Origin of the sequence: Neorhizobium sp. AL 9.2.2, assembly GCF_013317225.1 — a bacterium.
Classification (GTDB): domain Bacteria; phylum Pseudomonadota; class Alphaproteobacteria; order Rhizobiales; family Rhizobiaceae; genus Neorhizobium; species Neorhizobium soli.
In genome coordinates, this window is the sequence record NZ_JAALXU010000009.1 from 235,833 (window position 1) to 259,430 (window position 23,598).

General features: G+C 59.1%; 20 protein-coding genes. 14 read left to right on the forward strand and 6 right to left on the reverse strand.

Going from position 1 to position 23,598, the window contains the following annotated elements:
* The first annotated feature begins 71 nt into the window (after positions 1-71).
* The 7 genes from G6K99_RS18825 to G6K99_RS18855 all read left to right on the forward strand — a co-directional run bounded on the left by G6K99_RS18825 (position 72) and on the right by G6K99_RS18855 (position 9,120).
* Positions 72-473, forward strand: a complete 402-nt coding sequence (locus G6K99_RS18825; protein WP_174197467.1) for an NUDIX hydrolase — start codon at positions 72-74, stop codon at positions 471-473.
* Positions 474-647: 174 nt separating this feature from the next.
* Positions 648-2,471, forward strand: coding sequence for a 4-alpha-glucanotransferase (gene malQ / locus G6K99_RS18830; RefSeq protein ID WP_244631531.1), 1,824 nt, complete (start codon positions 648-650; stop codon positions 2,469-2,471).
* A gap of 161 nt (positions 2,472-2,632) precedes the next feature.
* On the forward strand, positions 2,633-3,547 hold the full coding sequence (locus G6K99_RS18835; protein ID WP_244631532.1) for a hypothetical protein: 915 nt from the start codon (positions 2,633-2,635) through the stop codon (positions 3,545-3,547).
* Between the two features lie 240 nt (positions 3,548-3,787).
* Positions 3,788-4,798, forward strand: a complete 1,011-nt coding sequence (locus G6K99_RS18840; RefSeq protein WP_174197887.1) for an HWE histidine kinase domain-containing protein — start codon at positions 3,788-3,790, stop codon at positions 4,796-4,798.
* A 70-nt stretch (positions 4,799-4,868) separates the two neighbouring features.
* On the forward strand, positions 4,869-5,450 hold the full coding sequence (recX, locus tag G6K99_RS18845) for a recombination regulator RecX (protein ID WP_256413818.1): 582 nt from the start codon (positions 4,869-4,871) through the stop codon (positions 5,448-5,450).
* Between the two features lie 437 nt (positions 5,451-5,887).
* A complete protein-coding gene (locus G6K99_RS18850) occupies positions 5,888-6,835 on the forward strand; it encodes a class I mannose-6-phosphate isomerase (protein WP_174197469.1) in 948 nt (315 codons plus the stop codon).
* On the forward strand, positions 6,832-9,120 hold the full coding sequence (locus tag G6K99_RS18855; protein ID WP_174197470.1) for a glycosyltransferase family 4 protein: 2,289 nt from the start codon (positions 6,832-6,834) through the stop codon (positions 9,118-9,120). The genes G6K99_RS18850 and G6K99_RS18855 overlap by 4 nt, the downstream gene beginning before the upstream one ends.
* 72 nt (positions 9,121-9,192) lie before the next feature.
* On the opposite strand, the gene G6K99_RS23555 is transcribed toward G6K99_RS18855, so the two are convergent.
* On the reverse strand, positions 9,193-9,609 hold the full coding sequence (locus G6K99_RS23555) for a DUF559 domain-containing protein (protein WP_371816240.1): 417 nt from the start codon (positions 9,607-9,609) through the stop codon (positions 9,193-9,195).
* 48 nt (positions 9,610-9,657) lie between these two features.
* Between G6K99_RS23555 and G6K99_RS23560 the strand changes: the two genes are divergently transcribed.
* Positions 9,658-10,458 carry a glycosidase gene (locus G6K99_RS23560; protein ID WP_371816261.1) on the forward strand — a complete coding sequence of 267 codons (801 nt, stop codon included), beginning with the start codon at positions 9,658-9,660 and terminating at the stop codon, positions 10,456-10,458.
* A 49-nt stretch (positions 10,459-10,507) separates the two neighbouring features.
* Here the strand turns inward: G6K99_RS23560 and G6K99_RS18865 are convergent, their stop codons facing one another.
* Positions 10,508-11,434 carry a manganese catalase family protein gene (locus G6K99_RS18865; protein WP_113110092.1) on the reverse strand — a complete coding sequence of 309 codons (927 nt, stop codon included), beginning with the start codon at positions 11,432-11,434 and terminating at the stop codon, positions 10,508-10,510.
* Positions 11,435-11,650: 216 nt separating this feature from the next.
* Here G6K99_RS18865 and G6K99_RS18870 point away from each other — a divergent pair, with 216 nt between their 5' ends.
* Positions 11,651-12,562, forward strand: coding sequence for a PhnA-like protein (locus tag G6K99_RS18870; RefSeq protein WP_174197472.1), 912 nt, complete (start codon positions 11,651-11,653; stop codon positions 12,560-12,562).
* Between the two features lie 144 nt (positions 12,563-12,706).
* Here the strand turns inward: G6K99_RS18870 and G6K99_RS18875 are convergent, their stop codons facing one another.
* The 3 genes from G6K99_RS18875 to G6K99_RS18885 all read right to left on the reverse strand — a co-directional run bounded on the left by G6K99_RS18875 (position 12,707) and on the right by G6K99_RS18885 (position 16,156).
* Positions 12,707-13,498, reverse strand: a complete 792-nt coding sequence (locus tag G6K99_RS18875; RefSeq protein WP_062458804.1) for a metallophosphoesterase family protein — start codon at positions 13,496-13,498, stop codon at positions 12,707-12,709.
* Positions 13,499-13,599: 101 nt separating this feature from the next.
* A complete protein-coding gene (locus G6K99_RS18880) occupies positions 13,600-14,904 on the reverse strand; it encodes a UDP-glucose/GDP-mannose dehydrogenase family protein (protein ID WP_062576530.1) in 1,305 nt (434 codons plus the stop codon).
* Positions 14,905-15,136: 232 nt separating this feature from the next.
* Positions 15,137-16,156, reverse strand: coding sequence for an Ldh family oxidoreductase (locus tag G6K99_RS18885; protein WP_174197473.1), 1,020 nt, complete (start codon positions 16,154-16,156; stop codon positions 15,137-15,139).
* 215 nt (positions 16,157-16,371) lie between these two features.
* On the opposite strand from G6K99_RS18885, the gene G6K99_RS18890 reads away from it, so the two are divergent.
* From G6K99_RS18890 to eutC, 5 genes are all read left to right on the forward strand, one after another.
* Complete coding sequence (locus tag G6K99_RS18890) at positions 16,372-18,666, forward strand: FdhF/YdeP family oxidoreductase (RefSeq protein ID WP_174197474.1); 2,295 nt, start codon at positions 16,372-16,374, stop codon at positions 18,664-18,666.
* A complete protein-coding gene (locus G6K99_RS18895) occupies positions 18,663-18,953 on the forward strand; it encodes a hypothetical protein (RefSeq protein WP_342344800.1) in 291 nt (96 codons plus the stop codon). The genes G6K99_RS18890 and G6K99_RS18895 overlap by 4 nt, the downstream gene beginning before the upstream one ends.
* A 608-nt stretch (positions 18,954-19,561) precedes the next feature.
* Complete coding sequence (locus tag G6K99_RS18900) at positions 19,562-19,816, forward strand: hypothetical protein (RefSeq protein ID WP_244631534.1); 255 nt, start codon at positions 19,562-19,564, stop codon at positions 19,814-19,816.
* Between the two features lie 74 nt (positions 19,817-19,890).
* A complete protein-coding gene (locus tag G6K99_RS18905) occupies positions 19,891-21,288 on the forward strand; it encodes an ethanolamine ammonia-lyase subunit EutB (protein WP_174197475.1) in 1,398 nt (465 codons plus the stop codon).
* Positions 21,285-22,064: an ethanolamine ammonia-lyase subunit EutC gene (gene eutC, locus G6K99_RS18910; RefSeq protein WP_174197476.1), complete on the forward strand. Its 780-nt coding sequence runs from the start codon at positions 21,285-21,287 to the stop codon at positions 22,062-22,064. Before G6K99_RS18905 ends, eutC begins: the two co-directional genes overlap by 4 nt.
* A 63-nt stretch (positions 22,065-22,127) precedes the next feature.
* Here the strand turns inward: eutC and G6K99_RS18915 are convergent, their stop codons facing one another.
* Positions 22,128-23,456 (reverse strand): dicarboxylate/amino acid:cation symporter, encoded by a 1,329-nt coding sequence (locus tag G6K99_RS18915; RefSeq protein ID WP_062458822.1) that lies wholly within the window; start codon positions 23,454-23,456, stop codon positions 22,128-22,130.
* Positions 23,457-23,598: the final 142 nt, after the last annotated feature.

Genomic DNA, 23,598 nt, shown 5'->3' on the forward strand with positions numbered 1-23,598 from the left:
CAGGGAACTGAATTTGCCACAGGTGGTTCCCTCAATGCCTGCGAACGCTTCGACAGGACAGAGGAGAAACAATGGCGAAGATCGTATGCGCAGGTTTTGTCGGAAATGGAAAGATCCTGCTTGTCCAGCGCGCATCGCACCGAAAGTGGTCGGCAAATTTGTGGGATCTGGTCGGCGGTCATGTCGAAAAAGGCGAGGGCCTGGACGAGGCTCTGGTGCGGGAATGCGAGGAAGAGGTGGGGCTCACGCCACTTGCCTTCAACAAGGTCGCGACATTGTACGAGAGCCGTGACGAAAAGCAGAAATCGCCCTTCCACACCTATGCGGTACCGCTCTGGAAAGGTGGACAGGCTTCCCTGCTCGGCACCGAGCATTCCGAATTGGGCTGGTTTGGCCGGGAAGACCTCGAGGCAATGGAACTGGCCATGCCGGAGTACCGCTCTGTCATCCTGCAAATGCTGCAGGACTCGTAGCGCAATTTCGTCCGCTGCAGCGTGATGTACCTCGCAGAGCAGAAACTCTTTCCTAGTCCGGGCATTGCGCCGGGGAACTTCCTCAACCCGCAGACGGTTTGGGCTCAGAAATCGACGTTGGAGGAAAGCTGCATGCTTTGCCTGCCGACCGTATAATATTGACGAGGTGGGCTAATGAAGCAGAATATTGACGACGCCATGCTCGATCGGGTCCAGAGCTCCGAGGCCTACGATATCGAAAACAAAAGACCCTCACCCCAGGGCAATGACGTGCCCGTTTCGACAGCCGGCCGGGCAAAAATCCTCGCGTCGCTGGAGCGGTACCCGCAAAACAACGACCAGGACCAGACCGCCTCGGTCGAAGCCTCCGGTCAACCCCAGTGCTTTCTTCCTGATCTCCAAGGCGAGCGGGTCTGGGGCGTGGCGCTGCAGCTTTACGAACTGAGATCGCGCCGAAACTGGGGGATCGGCGATTTTGACGACCTGTCCACTTTCATTGATCTCGCCGCAGGCTGGGGTGCCGACTTCGTCGGTCTCAATCCGCTCCATGCGCCGTTCATGGCCGCTGCCGAACGGTGCAGTCCTTACGAACCCTCCAACCGGCGTTTTCTCAATCCCCTCTACATTGCTGTCGATCGGATCGACGGCTTCGCAAGCCAGCCTGAGCTGGAGGAAGATATTGCCCGGTTGCAACGAACGGAACTGGTCGACTACGGGAATGTCGCGCGGATCAAGCGCGAGGTGCTCTACAGAATTTGGACGACAGAAAAACGCCGAGAGGACCCCGCGTTTCAGGATTTCTGCAGGGAAGGCGACGCTGAACTGAGGCTGCACGCCCTGTTCGAGGCGATCTCGGAGACCCTTGTCGCATCTGGGGGCAGCGTCGGTTGGAAGGCGTGGCCGCAAGAATATCAGGATCCGCAGTCGGAGACGGTAAAGCTGTTTGCGGAAACGCACGGCGATCGCGTCGATTTCCACCTGTGGCTCCAGTATCTGGCACATGGGCAGCTCACCGAGGCTTCAGCTCGTGCAAAGGCTGCAGGCATGCGCGTCGGCCTCTATCTCGACGTCGCCGTCGGCGAGGCACTGGACGGATCGGCCACCTGGAGCAGCCGTCATGCCTATGTCGAAGGTGCCAGCATCGGCAGTCCGCCAGATCCCATGGCGGTTTATGGTCAGGACTGGCAGCTTGCAGCGTTTCACCCTTCGGCGATCGCTTCGGGAAATCCGTCCCCATTTGAGACCACGATGGAAGGTGTCATGCGCTACGCGGGCGCGGTTCGCATCGACCATGCAGCAGCTCTGCGGCGCCTTTTCCTTGTGCCATCGGGAGAAAGCCCCGAAGAGGGTGCCTATGTCGGCTACCCCCAACAAGCGTTGATCAAGACGCTTGCGGACCTCTCCAACACATATGGCTGCCTCGTCATCGGAGAAGATCTCGGCAATCTGCCGCAAGGGCTGCAGGGAGAATTGGAGGCTGCCAACATTCTCTCCTACAGAATTCTCTCCTACGAGCAGGGAAAGCAGGGCTTCCATCCGCCCGACCAGTATCCGGCGCTGGCCTTGGCATGTGTATCAACCCATGACCACCAGACGTTTTCCGGCTGGTGGCGTGCAGCTGACGTCATGATGCGGGAAAAGAACGATCTCGTGCCCGAAGACGCTGCCCGTCAGCAGAAGAGCGAGAGAAAGAGCGAAAGGCGCGACGTGCTTTCCGCATTTCGGGCGGCCGATCTTATGGGGTCGGAAGCGGTCGATCACTCCAGTCGTAGAAATCTGGCGGCGACTGCCCATGCCTTCGTTGCCAGAACGCCATCCCTCCTGATGGCTGTACGGCTCGCCGATCTCACGGACGAAAAGCAGCCCACCAACGTCCCTGGCACGAGCGACAGTTATCCGAATTGGAAACCGAAACTGTCCGTCATGCTGGAAGAGCTCGACGCACTCCCGGAACTGCATGACATCCTGGGTGAGGTTGCGGCCGCGCGGCGAAAATAAAAGCTAGGTCTTGGGAGCAATAGAAGCGCGCCGTCACTCGGTGACGGCGCGCTTCCGATGCGATGATCCTGCGTCCGCTCGTCTGCCGGCTCTAATGTTGGGGCAAAAGGAACAACCGAAACCTCTGCATGTTCTCCCCGTGCAACGAATCGGAGTTTCATTTGTCCATTTCATCGAACGACACGAATTTTGCGGCGCGCGATGCCGCCATAGCGATCAACACCTACACGACCGTCCTTCGTCGTCCAAAAGTGCCGCACGAAACGTTCGCCAATTATTGGCGCGATGTGCATGGCCCGCTCTGTTCCCGAATCCCCGGGCTTGGATGGTATGTACAAAACCACTTCAACCGCGAACAGGACGCGCATCTCTGGCCTGAAATCGACGGGGTTTCGCCATTTGAAAACTATGTCCTGGACGGCGGCGTCGAGATCGGCTTCGAGACGGCGGCCGACCAGAAGAAATTCAATGACGCCTGCTCGATCCTGTTTGCGGACGAGCAGAACATGTTTGCAGCAACCGTTGCCTATGCCCTTCCCAAGGGCTCAACCACACTCATCGATCGCAGCGCCGACCCGGTTCCCAACGGAGACGACGGACTTGATCGCATCCACGTCCATCTCGGCTCCAGGACAGGCGATGCGTTCGCCTTTGTAACGTTCATGACGAACCTTGCCGAGAAGATTTCCTCAGACCCTGCCGCTATGAAAGTGCGTCTGCACCTGCCCGATGTCTACGACAATGCAAAACCCGCACCGCCTGCTCCCGGCGTCGATCATACTGTTCCAGACGAGCGCCGGCACATTGCGGTGTTGGAGCTCGCATTCGCCAGCCCGCTTGCTCGTCGGCAGTTCTACGGCGGCGATCTGTTCCAGAGCACGCTCTCCGACCAGAAAGCCCAGATCAGCCATGCGACTGCCTTCGCAGTGAGCGGCATCTATACCTATGTCCGCGACAAGCAGCTGACGACCGCGGGATTGAGAGGAAGCCGACAGGCGCAGCTGATCGAGACGCTGGGAGCCGCCAACCAGGTCTCCGACGATGTTCGCACCCTTCTTCATAAGGGCGAATTGTAAGACTGGCTGTCGGTGCTTTCCTCCGCTGTATGGCTCGGGCGGGAGACGCCGACGATGTGAACTGTCGTCTCGCCGCCAGCTTCGAGATCGGGTCGCCTATGGCGGCTCGACGGGAGGCCGATCTTGTGCCACACGATTTCCACGATCCTCTTTGAATAGGGATTGCAGATAGTGCTAAAATTCCCCAGTTGAGCTGGTTCGTGCCACCACGTTGGGACCGATATGGCGAAAGACCAGTTGATGAAGATCGAGATACCCACAGACAAGATTTCCTCAAGAGAGCGGTATCTCGAAGCCATCGTCCAGAGCGCGATCGATTACGCGATCATTTCGATGGATCTCGATGGTCTCGTGACCAGTTGGAACGAGGGTGCTCGGCGTGTTCTCGGCTGGGATGCAGACGAGATGGTGGGCAGGCCGGCCACAGCCTTCTTCACGCTCGAGGATCGCGAGCAGGGCATTCCGCAACGGGAGATGACTGCCGCCCTGAGCCAGGGACGTGGTAGCGACGAGCGATGGCATCTGCGCGAGGACGGTTCAACCTTCTGGGCGTCCGGCGAGATGATGGCGTTGCGATCCGATGACGATACCGTCATAGGCTTCATCAAAATCCTTCGCGACAGAACGCAGGAAAGAGAACAGGCCGGCCAGCAACGCCTGCTCATGCTCGAGCTCGGTCACCGGATGAAAAACACCATCTCGGTGGTGCAGTCGATTGCAACGCAGTCGATCCGCAATGCGGCCTCGCTCGAAGATGCCGGCGAGAAGCTCCAGTCGCGCATGTCGGCCTATGCCTCGGCACACGATATTTTGCTCCAGAAGAACTGGGTGAGCGCGACGCTTGGCCAGATCGTGAACGCCGCAACGATCAACATCGGTCTTGAGGGCTCCGACCGCGTCCGGATCGAGGGACCGGAGATCGAGCTTGATCCCCAGGCCGCCCTGTCGTTCTCGCTGGTGCTGCACGAGCTTTTCACGAATGCCTCCAAGTACGGCGCACTCTCCGAGAGCAATGGTCACATCGATATTGCATGGAGAATCGAAGCCCGGGAGGGAGAGGATTTTCTAATCTCGTCTTGGCGGGAAGTCGGCGGGCCACCCGTCGCTATCCCGACCAGAAAGGGATTTGGCTCTCGGCTCATCGCGTCCAGTCTGAACTCTTACGGAACCGCCACGACCGATTACGAGCCGGACGGTGTCGTCGTGACAACTGCGATGCCCTTGTCCAGGATCCAGTTCGAAAAAACCTGACCGCGGTTGATACAACAAGGTTCTCTGATTGTCAGTTATCGCGTGATACAACTGGAACAAGGACTTGATTTTGGAGCCTTTACCAGACGATAGCAGCAACGAGCTTGCTGAAAAACCCGTATCGGATATCCCGACGACGCGTATGCTGTCATGGGCGCGCAACTCCGCTATCTATCGTCTGTCCAAACGGATGCACACGGAAAAACAGCTCCGGCAAGCGATCACGCGCAAGGCGCGGGAAAAGTTCGAAGACATCGGCGATGCGCAAGTCGAGGCGCTTGCGGCGTTTGCCGTGAAATTCGGATATGACAACAGCGCTCTCGATGATCAGGCTTACGCAGAAGTCGCGACCCGTTCTGCGCAACGAAGCGGCCGGTCGAAACGCGCGATTTCGCAGCGGCTCGTGATCAAGGGAATAGACCGGGAAACCGCCTCCGAGGCAGTCGCTGACGTGAACGATCTGCGTGCCGCGGTCGTGCTCGCCCGAAAGCGGGCATTTGGCCCGTTCAGGAGAGTGGAGCTCGATCAGAAACGCAAGGCCAAGGAGCTCGCATCGTTTGCACGCGCAGGCTTCAGCTCGGAAATCGGGAGGCAGGTTTTCGAGATGCATCGCGACGATGCCGAGGTAGTCCTGAGCGAAGACGTGGTGTGAAGGAGCGCCGAACAGCTCTCCGGTCATTGGGGCGATGCTGGCTAGATGTTGCAGCGTATTCCTAAGTCGTAGAAATGCGTGTCGATAGTACACTTTTGCATTTTTTGCGCTTTTAAAGCGTATCTCATCAGTACCAGCTAAGTAAATTACCAATATACTTATAATTTATAAAATCTCTGATGCGTGAAGAATTTGATTTTGTTGCGGTTGGTGGCTGATTTTATTTAAAAATTGAAATCCGTAGGACATAACCCTATATCAGGTATGCCTGCGCAAAGCCTGACAGGCTGCCGGCGCGAATGGCCCGGCGGGTTCCGATATCCCAGGGCGCGTTTCAAAACCTGACATCGTTGCGATAGCGACCGTTCCACCTGATTTGCTGGCGCAGCTACCGACCTCAGATCGAACTGATCTTAGCGGCATACCCATGAGGTATCATGACGGTAGAACATCTAGGCGTGCAGCCCGCAGCAAAGCCGTGGGGCCGTCGTGAACTGAAGCCGTGGAGCCAGTCGGACGGCACGACTGTCATTGGCGAGCTGCGCTACGCGCGCAACGGTCCAGACCGTGACGCTTCTGCACTGCTGCTCAAGTTGCTGTTCACGTCTCAGGCACTGTCGATCCAGGTCCATCCGGATGACGCGGCGGCGCAGGCCGTCGGCATGAGGAACGGCAAGACAGAGGCTTGGTACGTCCTGTCTGCTGAGGACGGCGCCGAAGTGGGGATCGGGTTGAAAACGCCCGTGTCCACGGAGGAGTTGCGCGACGCCATATCCGACGGTTCGATCGGTTGCCTGCTCAACTGGCAAAAAGCCTATGCGGGCGATGCGTTCTTCGTCCCTGCCGGAACCATCCACGCGATCGGTGCGGGGCTCGTCATTGCCGAAATCCAGCAGGCGAGTGACACGACATACCGTCTCTTCGACCATGGAAGCGCGCGTGAACTCCATATCGAACAGGCAGTTTCAGTGGCGCAGCTGGGACAGGCACCGCGCCAGGAACCGATGCGTCATCTGACGAAAGAGAGAACGCTACTCGTCTCCTGCGACTTCTTCGTGCTCGAGCGGGTGACACTTGCTGCAAACACGCTGTGGCAACTCAAGGCCGAAAGCGAATGCTGGCTGCTTCTCCTTGCGGGCGAAGCGTCGATAGGATCGATGCAGCTGAAGCTTGGTGATGCCGTTTTCCTGGAAGCGGAAGACGCATCTATACAAGCCGGTGCTGCTCCGATCACAGCTTTGCTCGCCTATGCCGGCAAAGACGCCCGGGAAAACCTGCTGCGGGACGTCGGTCCGCTCCGGGACATGCCGGATCCCAAGAAGACGACCATTGTTCAACCCTTAGCGGACGTTCCAGCGTTCCCTTCAACGGAGACGCTGTCATGACCCAGACCAGGAAAATCGCTTTCGTCGGCAACTCACTGCCGCGCCGCTGCGGCATCGCGACCTTCACGACGGATCTTGAGCAAGCGGTATCGAAAACCTCGGCAAACGTCGAAACGGCGATTGTCGCCATGACGGATCATGGCCAGGTGTATGACTATCCGCACAGCGTCCATCTGCAGATCGCGGACGACGATCTTGCGGAATATGTCGCAGCCGCGAAATACCTGAACGCTGAGAAATTCGATATCGTCTGCCTCCAGCACGAGTTCGGCATCTTCGGAGGCAATGACGGAAGTCATATCCTGGCGCTGTTGTCACGGCTGACGATGCCTGTCGTAACGACGTTGCATACGGTCCTTGCCGAACCGACACCATCTCAGCGCCGGGTCTTCAACAATATCGTCGATATCTCGTCGAAGGTGGTGGTGATGGCCGCGCGGGGGCGCGAGCTGCTGCAGGAAGTCTATGATGTGCCGGCGGAGAAAATCGAGTTCGTCCCGCACGGAATCCCGGAAATCGCCTTCAGCGAGCCGGACGAGGCGAAGACGAAACTCGGTTTTGAGGGGCGATCCGTTATCCTGACGTTCGGCCTGTTGTCACCCAACAAGGGCATCGAGGTCATGATCGACGCGATGCCGGTGATCCTGCAGAGCAGGCCGGACGCAGTCTACGTCGTGCTTGGCGCGACCCACCCGAATCTTGTGCGGACCGAGGGCGAGACGTATCGACAGTCGCTCGTAGCGCGTGCGGAGGATCTCGGCATCGAAGACCATGTGGTCTTCCTCGACCGTTTCGTCGACCTGCCGACCCTCCTCGACTTCATTTCGATGTGCGACGTCTACGCGACGCCTTATCTCAACGAAGCCCAGATGACCTCAGGCACGCTTGCTTACAGTTTCGGGCTCGGCAAAGCCGTTGTATCGACCCCGTACTGGCACGCGAGCGAGCTCCTTGCGGATGGCTCCGGCGTTCTCGTACCGTTCGGCGATTCCGAGGCGATCGGTCGGGAAATCGCAGCATTGCTGACCGACGATGACAGTCGCAACGCGATACGCCGTCGCGCCTATGCCGCCAGTCGGTCTATGACCTGGCAGCGCACGGGCCAGCGATACCTCTCGCTGTTTGAGGCGGTCATCCAGCCAAAAATCCGGCCCGGTGCTGTCCCGCCAGTTGGCCGCAAGCCGTCGGCCCTCGGCTCGCCCGGTGTGCCCGAGCTCCAGTTCGCATACCTCTTGTCGATGTGTGACGACACCGGACTATTCCAGCATGCCGTCCATTCTGTCCCGGACCGGTCGCATGGTTACTGCGTCGACGACAATGCCAGGGCGCTGCTGCTTTCAGTCACTCTCATGGCCTCCGGCGAAACCCAGTTGCCCGATATCCTGACCACGCGGTTTGCGTCCTTTGTCCAGCATGCGTGGAACCCGGATCAAAAGCACTTTCGCAATTTCATCGGTTTTGACCGGCGATGGCTGGAAGACAAGGGCTCGGAAGACAGCCATGGCCGCACGCTGTGGGCGCTTGGACAGTGCGCGCTCAACGACACCAGTTCGGCGAGACGCAACTGGGCTGCCGATCTGTTTGCCGAAGCCCTTCCGACAGCAGTCGATTTCACCTCACCTCGCGCCTGGGCATTCACGTTGCTGGGATTGGACGGATATTGCGCGGCCCGGCGCCACGACATCAATGCCCGACGGATTCGGTCCACTCTCGCAGATCGGCTGATGGCGCTTTTTTCGCATGTGGCCACACCGGATCGGCCGTGGTTTGAAGAGGGGTTGTCCTATGACAACGCCCGTCTTCCGCAAGCTCTGATCCTTGCGGGTCTGGCCGCTGAGAAGCCAACCCATATCTCCGCTGGCCTGCAGAGCCTGCGCTGGCTGATGACGATGCAGACTGCACGGACAGGGCATTTCCGCCCGGTCGGTTCGGATGGTTTCGGTGATGTCGGCTTGCCGCCGCAGCATTTCGACCAGCAGCCGGTCGAGGCGGCCGCAACCATCTCTGCCTGCCTGACGGCCTGGCATGCCGAGAAACGCCCCGAATGGCAAAGCAATGCGCGGATGGCGTTGGACTGGTTTACGGGTGCCAATGATCTTTCCGTCCCGCTCGTGGATATCGACACCGGAAGTTGTCGCGATGGGCTGCATCGCGCACGCCCCAACGAGAACAGGGGGGCCGAGTCCGTGCTCGCTTACCTCTTAGGCCTCGTCGAATACCGCAGGATCGTGCGGAGCGGCAGTCAATCGGCAACCTCCTCCCAATTGCACGCCCTGAGTGCCTGATCCCGAATTCCGTTCAAATGAAATGAGATCGCTTTGTCAAAAGCCGTTGTTGTCAACCGCCAATCGCTCTTCCTACGACCCGATTCCTCCCGCGTGGTCGTGCGTCCGTTCAAGCCCGCTACCGAACCCCGGGATCTGAATCCGACGGATAAAACCCGGGCGAACCTTATTGTCGATCGGGTGCTGGCGCTGGAACCGCAGGCCGCCGATCTTCTTCTTGCGGACGTGCTCGAGAATTTTGAGGGCCGCCACCGTAACCTCCTGGCGACGTTCGAAGCACGCGCGAAGGAGATGGAAGAAGCCTTTGCGCCGCACACGGTTTTCAGCCCGACGCAGCGACAGCTGATCGGGGCCTACTTCCTCAACGAATATTCGTTTGAAGCCTCGGCACTGTTCAACCCCAGTATCGTCGCTCATCCGGATCAATCGGGCGTGCCGGAGGGTAGCCGCCGGTTTGTCTTGAGCCTGCGAGCCGTCGGCGAGGGGCATGTCTCCTCGTTGACGTTCCGCACGGGACTGATCGCGCCCGATGGCGGCGTGGAGATAGAACCGACTGCACGGCTTGCATCCACCCCAACGATCCAAACGCCACTGTCAGGCTCATCGGATGAGAGCGTCGAACTCAGTTTCAGCGCCGACCAGCATATCAGCGAACGCGTCATTTTTCCGGTGACACCAGCTCAGTCGAACGGCATCGAAGATGCACGCTTTGTCGAATTCGAGACGGAGGAGAATGAGGAAAAGACGTTCTATGCGACCTATACCGCTTACAGCGGCAAGGCCATCCGGTCGGAGTTACTGCAGACCAGCGACTTCATCTCGTTCAAGATGACGCCGTTGACCGGCACCGCGGCGATGAACAAAGGGATGGCGCTGTTTCCGCGGAAGATTGATGGTCGCTACGCGATGATCGGTCGGCAGGACAACGAAAATCTCTACCTGATCTATTCCGACGACCTGCACGAATGGAACGGCGGCCAAGCGATCCTGCGCCCCAAATTTCCCTGGGAGTTCGTGCAGATGGGAAATTGCGGATCCCCCATCGAGCTCGACGAAGGATGGTTGCTGCTCACACACGGTGTGGGCCCGGTCCGTCGGTATGCGATCGGGGCCGCACTTCTCGACAAGAAGGATCCCTCGAAGGTTCTCGCCCGGTCACGCGATCCGCTCGTTCGTCCGGAAAAGTCGGAACGTGAGGGGTACGTCCCGAACGTCGTCTACACATGCGGTGGAATGCGGCACGGTGAGTTGATCATCTTGCCATACGCAGTCTGCGATACGGTTTCCAACTTCTCGACGATCAGGATTTCGGAGCTGCTGCAGACTCTGGACGGGTGACACGTTGAATGAAAAACGGCGGGGACCAAAGTCCCCGCCGCCGACTGAATTAACGCGACTTCTTGTAAAGCTTTTCTGCGATCTCGAACATTTCTTCCGGCGCGTAATCCGGTGTGAATGCCGAGGGAACGCCGGTCAACTGATGGATCTTGCCACCGTCGGGCATGCCATCGATCACTTCGAGTTCGCCCGGAGGATCGTTCGGAAGAGCGACTTCGCCATTCCCCCAGATGCCAGCCATTTCCTTGTAGTCGTTCGGGCTGAACGTGTAGAGCCGGCGATGCGAACCCTCATCCAGGTATTTCTGGCATTCCGGGATCTTGGAAAGCGGAATGTTCGGCGTCGGCAGGAACTTTTCGATTTCAACGCCGGTGATTTTCTTCAGCGCCAATGCGTAGGCATGGGCGTGAACCGAACCGCGCACGAGAAGATAGCCGCAGACTTCGCGACCCGTCGGGTCCGTCAGCGTTTCGTAGACGCGCAGCTTGTGCAGTCGGGCACCGCATTCCAGATGGAAATTGTGCAAGAGATCGACGACGACATTGCCCGTGCTGGTGATGAAATCGTTATTCCACGATACGCCGTTGCTGTTGATCGGAGCCGCTCCACCGCCACCGGACAGAAAAGCCGCGGCCAACCGCATATCCTTCATATCCTCGAAGGGTGCGCCCGAAATATCGCCGCCGTCGCCTTCGTCGCCCCCTGGAATGTCCGGGCCGTTGTTGAGCATTCCAACGCCATTGCTTACAAGCTCGACATGGCCAAGTTCTTCTGCAGTGATACTGGCAACAAGGCTGTAGAACGGCTTCAGTTTCTCCTTTGACCGAAAGTTGAAGCTCTGAAACATGTAGTTTCCAAGCGTCGACATTTCTCCATATTTCCCGCCAAGCAATTCCTGGAGTGCTGCGGCAGCATTGGGGTCAGCACGTTTCGGTGCCGGCAGATTTGCCTGCAGCTGATCAACTCGCATGAACATTGAGGTATTCCTTTGGTTGTAGGTCTCGTCCCAACCACCGGGCAAGATGCTTGTTCCCCGGAAATATTACTCATGCTCAGAATTAACCGTCGAAGGTCATTATGTTGCTTTTGTTCCAATATTTCGTGTTGGCCGACGATTTTGACGGAACTTGAATGAGGCGAAACTGTTAACGGCGCACTCACGCGTCTGTGAGGCGCTTTAAGGATCACCATCATGGTAACACCAGTCACAACCCATCTACCGCACGAAACCGCTCATGGCGTCTCAGTCAATGCGACGTCGGCACTGAACAAAGTATCCTGGGGAGCAATCTTTGCAGGCGTCGTCATCGCGCTTGCAGTGCAGTTCCTGCTCAATCTTCTCGGCGTCGGTCTTGGTGCCGCGGTTCTTGATCCGGTCACGTCCGACAACCCGACTGCCAGCACCTTCTCCATCGCCGGCGGCATCTGGTTTGTCATCGCCGGGATCATTGCGGCCTTCGTTGGCGGCTACGTCTCGAGCCGCCTGTCCGGCCGCCCCAGCAACTCGACGGGCGGTTACCATGGTCTGACGACCTGGGCTGTTACAACGCTCGTGGTCCTCTACATGCTGACAACCTCGATCGGCGCACTCGTCGGCGGCGCATTCAGCGGCCTGTCGAGCGTCATCGGTGGCGTTGGCCAGACGGCAGCAACGGCTGCGTCGACCGCAGCGCCTGCAATTGCCAATTCCGCCAACCCGATGGCCGGTATCGAGCAGCAGATCCGCAGCACAACCGGTAACGATCCGCAGGCTCTCCAGAACGCTGCAGTTGCAGCCGTTCAGGCAGCCGTAACCGGCGACCAGGCAAAGGCAGAAGATGCCCGCAACCGTGCCGCTGAAGCAATCGCTCGCTCGCAGAACATCCCGGTCGAACAGGCTCGCCAGCAGGTTCAGCAGTATGAGGCAACATACCGCGAGAACGTCGAAGCTGCAAAGCAGCAGGCACTTGAAGCCGCAGAAGCCACGGCAACTGCCGTATCTGCTGGTGCAATCCTTGGCTTCATCGCCCTGGCACTCGGTGCAATCGCCGGCTGGGTCGGTGGCAGCTTCGGGACGAAGAAGAACGTGGTCGTAACGGAGACCGTCGGTCGCCGCACGGTCTGATCTGACAAGCAAAACAACGAGCCCGCGCCAACGGTAGATGCCGATGGCGCGGGTTTTTTCATGCGAACAATGTCTGCTTGAAGTCGTGGCGCAGATCGGCCTCGCCAGCGCATCTGATGGTAACGAGTGCAGAAGGCTTGGTCCTCACTGCAGAATCGAGATCTCCTCACCATCGATACGCAGAACTGTCAGTTTTCCGGAATAGACTGCTCCGGTATCGATCCCGATGCGACCGATCCCATAATCAGGATCTTCCTGCGGCGTATGCCCGTGGATTACGATGAGATGTGGAAGTTCAGGCCCTTGCTTGAGGAACGCCCCGCGGATCCACATCATATCCTCATCGCGCTGCTCTTCGATCGGTATGGCCGGTGCCACGCCCGCATGAACGAACAGGACTTGGCCGGCCTTGAGGCTGACAGGCAGATCCATAAGAAATGATCGGTGCGTTTCAGGTACCGCCTCCTGCAAGACGTGCATGAGAGACGCGCCGCTACCTTTGCGGCGGAGGCTCAGATGCTGCAGATCCACGCCGTAGGATGCGAGCGTCTTGTCGCCGCCCATTTCCAGCCAGTGCATATACGCTTCGGGACGCTCCAGAAAGCGCAGGAACAGATCGTCGTGGTTGCCGCAAAGCGTCACGCGTTTCAAACCGAGAGCGCTGGGGCTCGAGAGATGTTCGAGCACCTGCGCCGATGCGGGTCCCCGATCGACGTAATCGCCGAGGAGAACAACGAGCCCGGGGCGTCCCAATCGCCTCATGTCATCCGCGATGACGGCTTCAGCCCTTTTCAGCAGGTCAAGACAGCCGTGAACATCGCCGATCGCGTAAAGCGGGTAGGGTAACGGTTCGCTTCCAAGGTCGAGCCTTCGCCTGCGCTGCTCGCCAAGTTGCGGTGAGGCGCGCAAGGTCAACCAGCGGATCATCTTTCGCATGCGCCGTAATCCCCGTTCGAAATCCGCCAGGGATTACGGTCGCTTTGAAGGTTCTTGCTTGTCCCGCTCAAGGCAACACCGCCATGTGCCGGATCCCGGGTTCAGATGCTCTTGCCCACACCCGTATAGGCAAAGCCGTGTGCTTCAACTTCCTGAGCGCGATAGACATTGCGCAAGTCGACGAGAACCGGCGTTTTCATGATGGACTTCAGGCGGTCGAGGTCGAGGGCGCGGAACGCATTCCACTCGGTCACGAGCACGGCGACATCGGCACCTTCAGCTGCTTCATAGGGTCCCGCTGCGAACTCGATATCCATCATCTGCCTGGCATTTGCCATGCCTTCGGGGTCATAGCCGGACACGATCGCGCCGGCATCCTGCAGTGCCTGAACGACGGCGATTGCCGGGCTGTCGCGCATGTCGTCGGTATTCGGTTTGAAGGTAAGGCCGAACAGAGCGACTTTCTTGCCGCGCACATCGCCACCGGCAGCGGCGATCACCTTGCGGCCCATGGCACGCTTGCGGCTGTCGTTGACAGCAATCGTGGTCTCGATCAGACGCACGGGTGCGTCAAAGTCCTGTGCAGTCTTGGCAAGCGCCAGCGTGTCCTTTGGAAAGCAGGATCCGCCATAGCCCGGACCTGCGTGCAGAAATTTCGATCCGATGCGACCGTCGAGGCCGATCCCGCGCGAAACGTCCTGAACGTCGGCTCCGACCTTCTCGCAAAGGTCCGCCATCTCGTTGATGAAGGTGATCTTCATGGCGAGAAAACCATTGGCGGCATATTTGATCAGTTCGGATGTGCGCCGTGATGTAAACAGCAGCGGCGACTGGTTTATGAACAGCGGCCGGTAGACCTCGGTCATCACAGCCTTGGCACGGTCATCCGAGAGGCCGACAACGATGCGGTCCGGACGTTTGAAGTCATCGATCGCTGCCCCTTCGCGCAGGAATTCCGGGTTGGAGACAACGGCGACATCCGCATCCGGATTGGCTTCTCGGATGATCCGCTCGACTTCGTCGCCGGTGCCGACAGGCACGGTGGACTTCGTCACGACGACGGTAAAGCCCTTGATCGAAGCTGCGATCTCTTTTGCGGCAGCATAGACGTAACCGAGGTCGGCATGACCATCGCCACGACGCGAGGGGGTGCCAACAGCGATGAAGATGACGTCGGCTTCGCTGACAGCCGGCGCAAGCTCGGTCGTGAAGGAAAGACGGCCGGACCTGGCATTGCTTTCGACCAAGGAATCAAGGCCGGGCTCGAAGATCGGGATGACGCCATTCTTCAGGGCATCGATCTTTTCCGCGGCCTTGTCGACGCAGATCACGTCATGGCCGAAATCTGCAAAACACGCTCCGGACACAAGCCCGACATAGCCCGATCCAACCATTACGATACGCATGAAATCTCCTGAGAATTGGGTCGCTTATATTTGCGCAAGTTAAAATGTAGTAGGTCAGGCTAAAGATTGTCGATGTAAATTGATTCCAAGCATTCCTTACATGCCTCCTTATGTTTTCTTGCAAGCAAAAGGCAAAGGGTTTGCTGCGTTATAGTTACCCCCGATGACAAGTTTTTTCTCTTCCGCGCGGTGAAGTTCATATTCGCAAAATTGCATCTGCAAATACGAGACATCAGGGTGTAGCGAGAGCCATCAGCATGTCATGGTTTTGGGGCGAGAGCGGTATGCCATGTGCGAGGGCAGCCTTTCGAGTGTTATGTCTCCGCTCCCCGGGAAGACGATCTTGACCGGCATCGAGGACAAGGTCGCAGATCTGCGCAACACGGTCGGCAAAGGCGTGATTGCCGCCCCGCTCGGGATCGATAACCACAAAAAACTGGCCAGTGAATGGCGTCTGCGCACCCTTGTGGCCACTCCAGTCGAACTCACCTGAAAAATAACCGCCGGTCAGGGCCGCACTGAGGATTTCGATCATCAACGCGATCGAATTGCCTTTATGCCCGCCGAATGGCAGCAGAGCACCGCCGTCAAGAATTGCCTTCGGGTCGGTTGTCGGTTCTCCGTTGCGGTCGACACCCATCCCGGGCTTCAGGTCATGCCCGGCGCGTGCCGCGATCTGCACGTCGCCGTGAGCGATCGCTGAAGACGCCTGATCGAAGACGAATGGAGCAGAGCCCGCGCGCGGCGAGGCGAAGGCAATCGGGTTGGTGCCAAACACCGCCTTGTGGCCACCGTGCGGTACAACACAGGCCATGCTGTTGACGACGCTCAGGGCGACAAGCCCCTCATCCGCAAACGGTTCGACATCCGGCCAAAGCGCGCTGAAGTGATGCGAGCGACGGATAGCAAGGACCGCAACGCCGTTGGCTTTGACTTTTTCGATCAGGTGGGACCGCGCGGCGAAGAACGCCGGCTGGGTAAATCCGCCCTTGGCATCGACGCGGAGAAAGGCCGGGGCGACGTCCTCCACCTCCGGCACGGCTTTGCCATCGACCCAGCCGCTCTTCAGAGAGGATACATATCCCGGCATGCGGAAAATCCCGTGACTCAAAGAGCCATCCCGCTCACAGCCGGAACAGTTTTCGGCAAGGATCTGGGCATTTGGCTCAGATACGCCGTTGTGGACGAAAATCGTCTTCAGCAAAGCGACCAGATCGTCAAAGCCGATATGGATGGCGGCACTTTCTGTCATGTTCTCTCCTGCGTAGCCGTTCCGCTCGGTATCTAGATGTCGCTTCAGTTCGGCGCGAGAATAGCCGCAGACGCCGCGCTTTCAATCCCGGTGATGAGAAGTTCCGCGACGGACCACCATAAATCGGAGCCCCTTAGAAGGACGATAGATATTTCCTATCAAGCCATGCTGTTCTGCCGCTTGATCAAATCGTCCCCGCGACAAATAGATGCAGCATGGATACAGGATTTATCGGAAAAAAATCGTCGGCCGCAGGCGGCTGGGGCGCATTGAAAAGCTGCGGCAAGCAGCTTCTGAACAGCGGCTCTCCGCTGTCCGGTGCAAGGGCAATGCTGAAGGCCAATCAGCCTGACGGTTTCGACTGTCCCGGCTGCGCCTGGGGCGATCCGGAGCATGGCTCCTCGTTCGAATTTTGCGAGAACGGCGTGAAGGCCGTCTCGTGGGAGGCGACCGAAAAGCGCGCCACACCGGCATTTTTCGCGGCACACACCGTTTCCGAGCTGCGCCGTCAGTCCGACTATGAGCTTGAGCTCAACGGTCGTCTCACTCATCCGATGCGTTACGACGCGGCAAGCGATCGCTATCTCCCCGTCACATGGCAGGACGCGTTCGCCGAGATCGGCGACATCCTCAAGGGATTCGACAGCCCAGACCGCGCTGAATTCTACACGTCCGGCCGCGCCAGCAACGAAGCGGCATTTCTCTACCAGCTGTTCGTGCGCGCCTACGGCACCAACAATTTCCCCGACTGTTCCAACATGTGCCATGAGGCGAGCGGCGTGGCTCTTCGCCAGTCGATCGGCGTCGGCAAGGGAACGGTCCTGCTCGAGGATTTCGAGAAGGCCGACGCGATCTTCGTGATTGGCCAGAACCCGGGTACCAACCATCCGCGCATGCTGGGCGACCTGCGGCGCGCCGCGGTCCGCGGTGCCCAGATCGTCGTCTTCAACCCGGTCAAGGAGCGCGGTCTGGAGCGGTTCTCGGATCCGCAGGACAAGCTGCAGATGCTGCGTGGCGGCGCGACCGATATCGCCAGCGACTATCTTCAGCCGCAACTGGGCGGCGACATGGCCGCCGTGCGCGGGATGTCGAAAGCGGTTCTGGCCGCGGAAGCAGCAGCTGTTGCAGCCGGCCGTCCGTCCGTGCTCGATCACGCGTTTATCGCCGAACACTGCGAAGGCTTCGACGCCTATCTGGCCGCGGTCGAGGCTACCAGCTGGGATGAGATCATCTCGCAGTCTGGCCTGACCCGCGAAGCGATCGAACGCGCTGCAGACGTCTACATGCATGCAGAGCGCGTCATCTGCACCTGGGCCATGGGTATCACCCAGCATCTGCACTCGGTCGCGACCATTCGCGAAATCTCGAACTTCATGTTCCTGCGCGGCAATGTCGGCAAGCCGGGAGCCGGACTGTGCCCTGTGCGCGGTCATTCCAATGTTCAGGGCGACCGGACGGTCGGTATCAACGAAAAGCCTCCGGCTGCCTTCCTCGACGCGCTCGAGAAAGAATTCGGGTTCGCGGTGCCGCGCGCCAATGGTCATAACGTGATCGCCGCAATCGGCGCGATGCTGGATGGTTCCGCGCAGGCGTTCATTGGGCTCGGCGGCAATTTTGCCCGCGCCACGCCCGATAGCGCATTGGTCGAGCAGGCGCTTCGCAAGCTCAAACTCACCGTGCATGTCGCAACCAAGCCCAACCATTCTCATCTGATGCCGGGCGATGTCTCGTTCATCCTGCCCTGCCTTGGCCGCACCGAGATCGATCTTAACTCTGCCGGCAATTCGCAGCTCGTCAGCGTCGAGGATTCGATGAGCATGGTGCATGGCTCGGCCGGCATCAACAGGCCTGCCTCGCCGCATCTTCTCTCAGAAGTCGCGATCGTTGCCGGCATGGCCGCGTCCACCGTCGGCTCGGACATGATCAACTGGGCGGCTCTGGCCGACGATTACGACCTGATCCGCAAGCATATCGAGGCGACCATTCCGGGCTTTGAGGATTTCAACGCGCGTCTGCGCAAGCCTCGTGGCTTCCACCTGCGCAACACGGCTGCCCATCGCGAGTGGGTCACGCCGACGGGCAAGGCATCCTTCTCCGATATCGCCCTGCCGTCCGAGACCGTCAATCAGGCCGCCCTCAAGCGCCACGATCACTTTGCGCTGCAGACGTTCCGCTCGCATGACCAGTACAACACGACGGTCTACGGTCTCGACGATCGCTATCGTGGCGTTTACGGCGAAAGACAGGTCATCTTCATGCACCCCGAGGACGTGAAGGCGCTGTCCGCAAAGGCTGGGGAACGCGTCGACGTCGTCTGCGAGTACACTGACGGCATCGCCCGCGTTGCATCTGATTTCCGCCTTGTTCCCTACGACATTCCGCGGGGCAGCATCGCCGGCTATTATCCCGAACTGAATGTTCTCGTACCGATCGGAAGCGCGGGCGAAGAGAGCGATACGCCCACATCCAAATCGGTGATGGTCTCCGTTCGCCGTCGCGAGGCGGCGTGACGGGAAACCCGCCGGATCCAGACCGGTTTATGGCGCTCACTGCCAGGCTGCAACAGCAGGATCCCCGCCTCAGCGGCATTCAGGCGGGGATGATCATTGCCCTCGATCTCGATGTTGCCAAGGACAGCCGCAGCTTTTCGCGGCTGTTCGGCATCGAGCATTCGATCGTTCTGCGTGAACTGACGGAGATTCCGGGTGCCTGGCTTCAGGTCACCAGCAAGGATGAACGCACGCTCAGGACATTTTACCGCAGGCCTGACGACGGGGCGGCTGTTCCCGTCGAATAAAAAGCTTTGGTGGAGGCGGTTGCAACCTCCTTCCCGCGCTGACCTTCGGTGCGGGTATGAAGACGTCATGTCTCACCATGGTCCCATTGCTAATAAGGTGCTGCAATCGAAGTCCGGGTGATCGAGCCCGGGCTTCTGTGCGTCGGTGACTGGTATCCACACGGCAACGTCCGTCGCCTCCATCTCTCGCATCGCTCAATGGCGGGACATTGCCCTGCCGTGCACTTTGAGTTCGTTCGTCTTGTATCCCCCGACGTTCGCCAACCTCGTTGCTGATGCTCTCCCTACGTGCTGTGCTAGCTGGCGAGTTGTCTCGACCTTGCGACGCTTGTTGTCGCCGCAATGGCACTTTCTGCGTCTAGCTTCGTTTCTGTTGCGATCTTGACTGAGGTTGTGTTCCTGAAAGTCGTGACAGTCAGATCTGTGCATTGCAGCAACGAGTGAAAGGGCTGTCGGCGCTGTCGATGGTGCGTTGCTCGTGACCGCGAGGATTGTGCGTTGCAACTAACTTCTTGCGGTTGCAGAGGTTTTTCCGCAGGGACCTGGAACTTATCTCATTTGTAAGAAAGTGATGACCCGCCTCTTGAAGCTTGCATCGCATCGACCAAATGATGGCCGTCACTGAGAAGTTTGAGTTTGTCATGCCCGCATTTATGGAAAAGACCTTCGGCCCCACGGAACTTGAAGTCCTCGATATCGTACTCGAGAATTGGCGAGCGAAGTATCATCTCGAGAGGAGCGATCCGGACGTCAGTATCGCGGCTGCGGTCATGATCAACCTGTTCCGGGAAGGCAATCACACGATTCCAGAACTGGAAACAGCGCTTGCCGGCCACAAAGCGCTCGCCGATCTCATTTCATGACGCTTGCCGCTTGCATCGGTCGGAGCCTGGCGTGATGATGGACGTGATGTTCCTCTGAGCCGGTAAATCGCCTGATGCCCTACCAGACCACGATCGAGCAGACGGTCTTTCGTTTCCGTGATCTGAAGGATCTCTTGGCCAAGGCGACGCCCGAGCGGTCTGGTGACCAGCTTGCGGGGGTGGCGGCAGAGGGTCCGGTAGAGCGGCTTGCGGCGCAGATCACACTCGCAGACCTGCCGCTTAAGGCATTCCTCGCCGAGGAGCTGATCGCGGCCGAGACCGACGAGGTCTCGCAACTGATTGCCGACCAGCACGACCTTTCGGCATTCGCACCGATCTCGTCGCTGACGGTCGGCGAGTTCCGCGAATGGCTGTTGAAGCCCGAGACGGGGCAGCGTCAGCTGGAGGCAATCACGTTCGGCCTGACGCCTGAAATGGTGGCAGCGGTCTCCAAGATCATGCGTGTTCAGGACCTCATCTCGGTCGCGGCCAAACGCGAGGTCGTGACACGCTTTCGCTCGACGATCGGTCTTTCGGGCCGGCTTTCGACCCGCAACCAGCCCAATCATCCAACGGATGACTCGCGCGGCATCGCAGCGTCCGCCGTCGACGGTCTATTGATGGGGTCGGGCGATGCGGTGATCGGCGTCAATCCTGCAACCGATAGCATCGAGGATTACGTCCGGATCGTCTCCCTGCTGGATGAGTTGCGCTCCCGTTTGTCGATCCCTACCCAGACCTGCTGCCTCGGCCATGTCACGACGGCCATCCGGGCAATCGAGCAACAGGCTCCTGTCGATCTGGTGTTCCAGTCGATCGCCGGCTCGCAAAAGGCAAACGAAGGTTTCGGTGTCAATCTGGCGATCCTAAAGGAAGCCCATGACGCGGCGCGGGCTCTCAAACGCGGCCCTGTCGATGCGAACCTGATGTATTTCGAAACCGGACAGGGTGCGGCGCTTTCCGCCGATGCGCATTTCGGTGTGGATCAGCAGACGATGGAAGTGCGCGCCTATGCGGTTGCTCGGGCGTTCGATCCGCTTCTGGTCAACACGGTCGTCGGCTTTATCGGCCCCGAATATCTCTTCAACGGCAAGCAGATCATCCGCGCCGGGTTGGAGGACCACTTCTGCGGCAAGCTCATGGGTCTGCCGATGGGGGTCGACGTCTGCTACACAAACCATGCGGATGCCGATCAGGAGGACATGGATACGCTCCTGACGCTTCTCTGTGCCGCCAATGTGAACTTCGTCATCACCGTGCCAGGCGCTGACGATATCATGCTCAATTACCAGACTCTGTCGCACCACGACGCCGTTTACTGCCGCGAGACTCTAAAACGCCCGCCTGCACCGGAATTCGAAGCATGGTTGAACGAGATGGGGCTCACCGATCCGGCAGGCTATTTGAAGGACGATCCGGTGCGGCTGACCCGGCACCTGTCCGAGCTTGCTCTTCTTGGAGCCTCGGCATGACGGATCGCGATCAGCCTGTCCCGGTGGAAGACGCCGAAAAGCGCAGCCTCGATCTCAGGTCGATGACCGCGGCCCGGGTATCGCTCGGACGCTTCGGCGCCGGTCAGCCGACAAAGGTGCAACTCGCGTTCCTGATGGATCACGCACGGGCTCGCGAGGCGGTGTGGAGCGGGATGGATCGCCATGGCCTTTCGCAGCGTCTGAAGTCGATGGGCCTTGGCGCAATCGAGGTCACAAGCCTTGCGGAAGATCGCGGAACATACGTCCGTCGCCCGGATCTTGGCCGGCAACTTTCCGGACCGTCTGTCGATTTGCTTCGTTCGGTGAGACCCGAAAGCGGCGACAATTTCGATGGGGTCATCGTTGTCGCCGATGGATTGTCGTCCAATGCGGTGGAAATCAACGCAACGCCGCTGATCGAGGCGCTTCAAACACGCTTGAAGGAATTGAATCTTTCCCTGGCGCCGATCGTTCTGGCTGAAAATGCGCGGGTTGCGCTGGCCGACCCGGTCGGCGAGGCACTGGGTGCCAAGCTATCGATCATTCTGATCGGGGAGCGACCGGGGCTTTCGGCAGCCGACAGTCTCGGCGCCTATGTCACCTACGAACCGAGGTCAGGCACGCCCGATTCCCGACGCAACTGCATATCGAACATCCGCGACGGCGGGATGTCGATTGCCAGCGCGGCCGATGCGATCTCGGCTCTGGTCAAGGCAATGCTGCAGACCGGTATCAGCGGCGTGGCTCTACGGGAGGCAGCAGCGCTCCTGGGTTAGGCCACATATCAAAAGGGCGGCACCTTAGAAAGGTACCGCCCTTTTGACGCTTGGGAGCGTATCTTATTCCGCCGGCTGCAGGACCGGGGCTACCGGATCGCCGGTCAGCTCACCGGCCATCGCCTTGTCCAGCATGTCCTTGTCCAGCTCGTTTTCCCAGCGTGCGACGACAATGGTCGCAACCGCGTTGCCGACGAGGTTGGTCAGGGCGCGGCACTCCGACATAAAGCGGTCGATGCCGAGGATGAGCGCCATGCCGGCGACCGGGACGGAGGGAACAACCGATAGCGTTGCAGCCAGCGTGATGAAGCCTGCACCGGTGATGCCGGCGGCACCCTTGGAACTCAGCATAGCCACGAGCAGAAGCAGGATCTGATCACCAAGCGACAGGTCAATGCCGGTCGCCTGAGCGATGAAGAGTGCTGCCAGCGTCATGTAGATGTTGGTGCCGTCGAGGTTGAACGAGTAACCGGTCGGGATGACCAGGCCGACAACCGAGCGCTTGCAGCCTGCACGTTCCATCTTCTGCATCAGGCCGGGAAGCGCTGCTTCCGACGACGAGGTGCCGAGAACGAGCAGCAGTTCCTCTTTGATGTAGCGGATCAGCGAGAAGATCGAGAAGCCGTTATACTTCGCCACGGCGCCCAACACCACGATCACGAACAGAAGTGCGGTGATGTAGAATGTCAGGATCAGGTAGGCGAGGTTGGCGACCGAGCCGATGCCGTATTTGCCGATGGTAAATGCCATCGCGCCGAAGGCGCCGATCGGAGCGGCCTTCATCAGGATCGCAACAAGACGGAAGATCGGAGCGGTGAGCGAGATCAGGAAGTCCGTGACCGGCTTGCCCTTTTCGCCGACCATGCCGAGCGAGATACCGAACAGGACCGAGAAGAACAGGACCTGAAGAATGTCACCCTGGGCAAACGCGCCAACGATGGTTTCCGGGATGATGTTCATCAGGAAGCCGGTGATCGTCGTCTCATGCGCCTTGGTTGCGTAGGTCGCCACAGCCTTGCCGTCCAGCGTGGACGGATCGATGTTCATTCCGGCACCCGGATGCAGCAGGTTGCCGACAATCAGGCCGACGATCAGTGCGAGCGTCGAGAAGGTCAGGAAGTAGAGCATCGCCTTGCCGGCGACCCGGCCAACCTTCTTCAGGTCGGACATGCCGGCGATGCCGGTTGCCACGGTGAGGAAGATCACGGGAGCGATGATCATCTTGACCAGCCGGATGAAGGCGTCGCCAAGCGGCTTCAGGCTGGCGCCGAATTCAGGCCAGAAGTGGCCGATCAGCATGCCCGCGATGATCGCGACGATAACCTGGAAATACAGGTGGCGATAGAATGGCAGTGCCGCCGGCTTGCCGGCAGCGGGTGTCGAGATATCCATAAAGTCCTCCAGTCGCCCCGCTCAAGGTTCCCACCCGGGGCATGTTCTTAGAATCGAACTTGAGGCGAGCAAGGGACGTGCCAGATCCGCACGGATCGACTAAGTTATTGAATTATCTTGACGGCGTTATCTTAACCAGGTG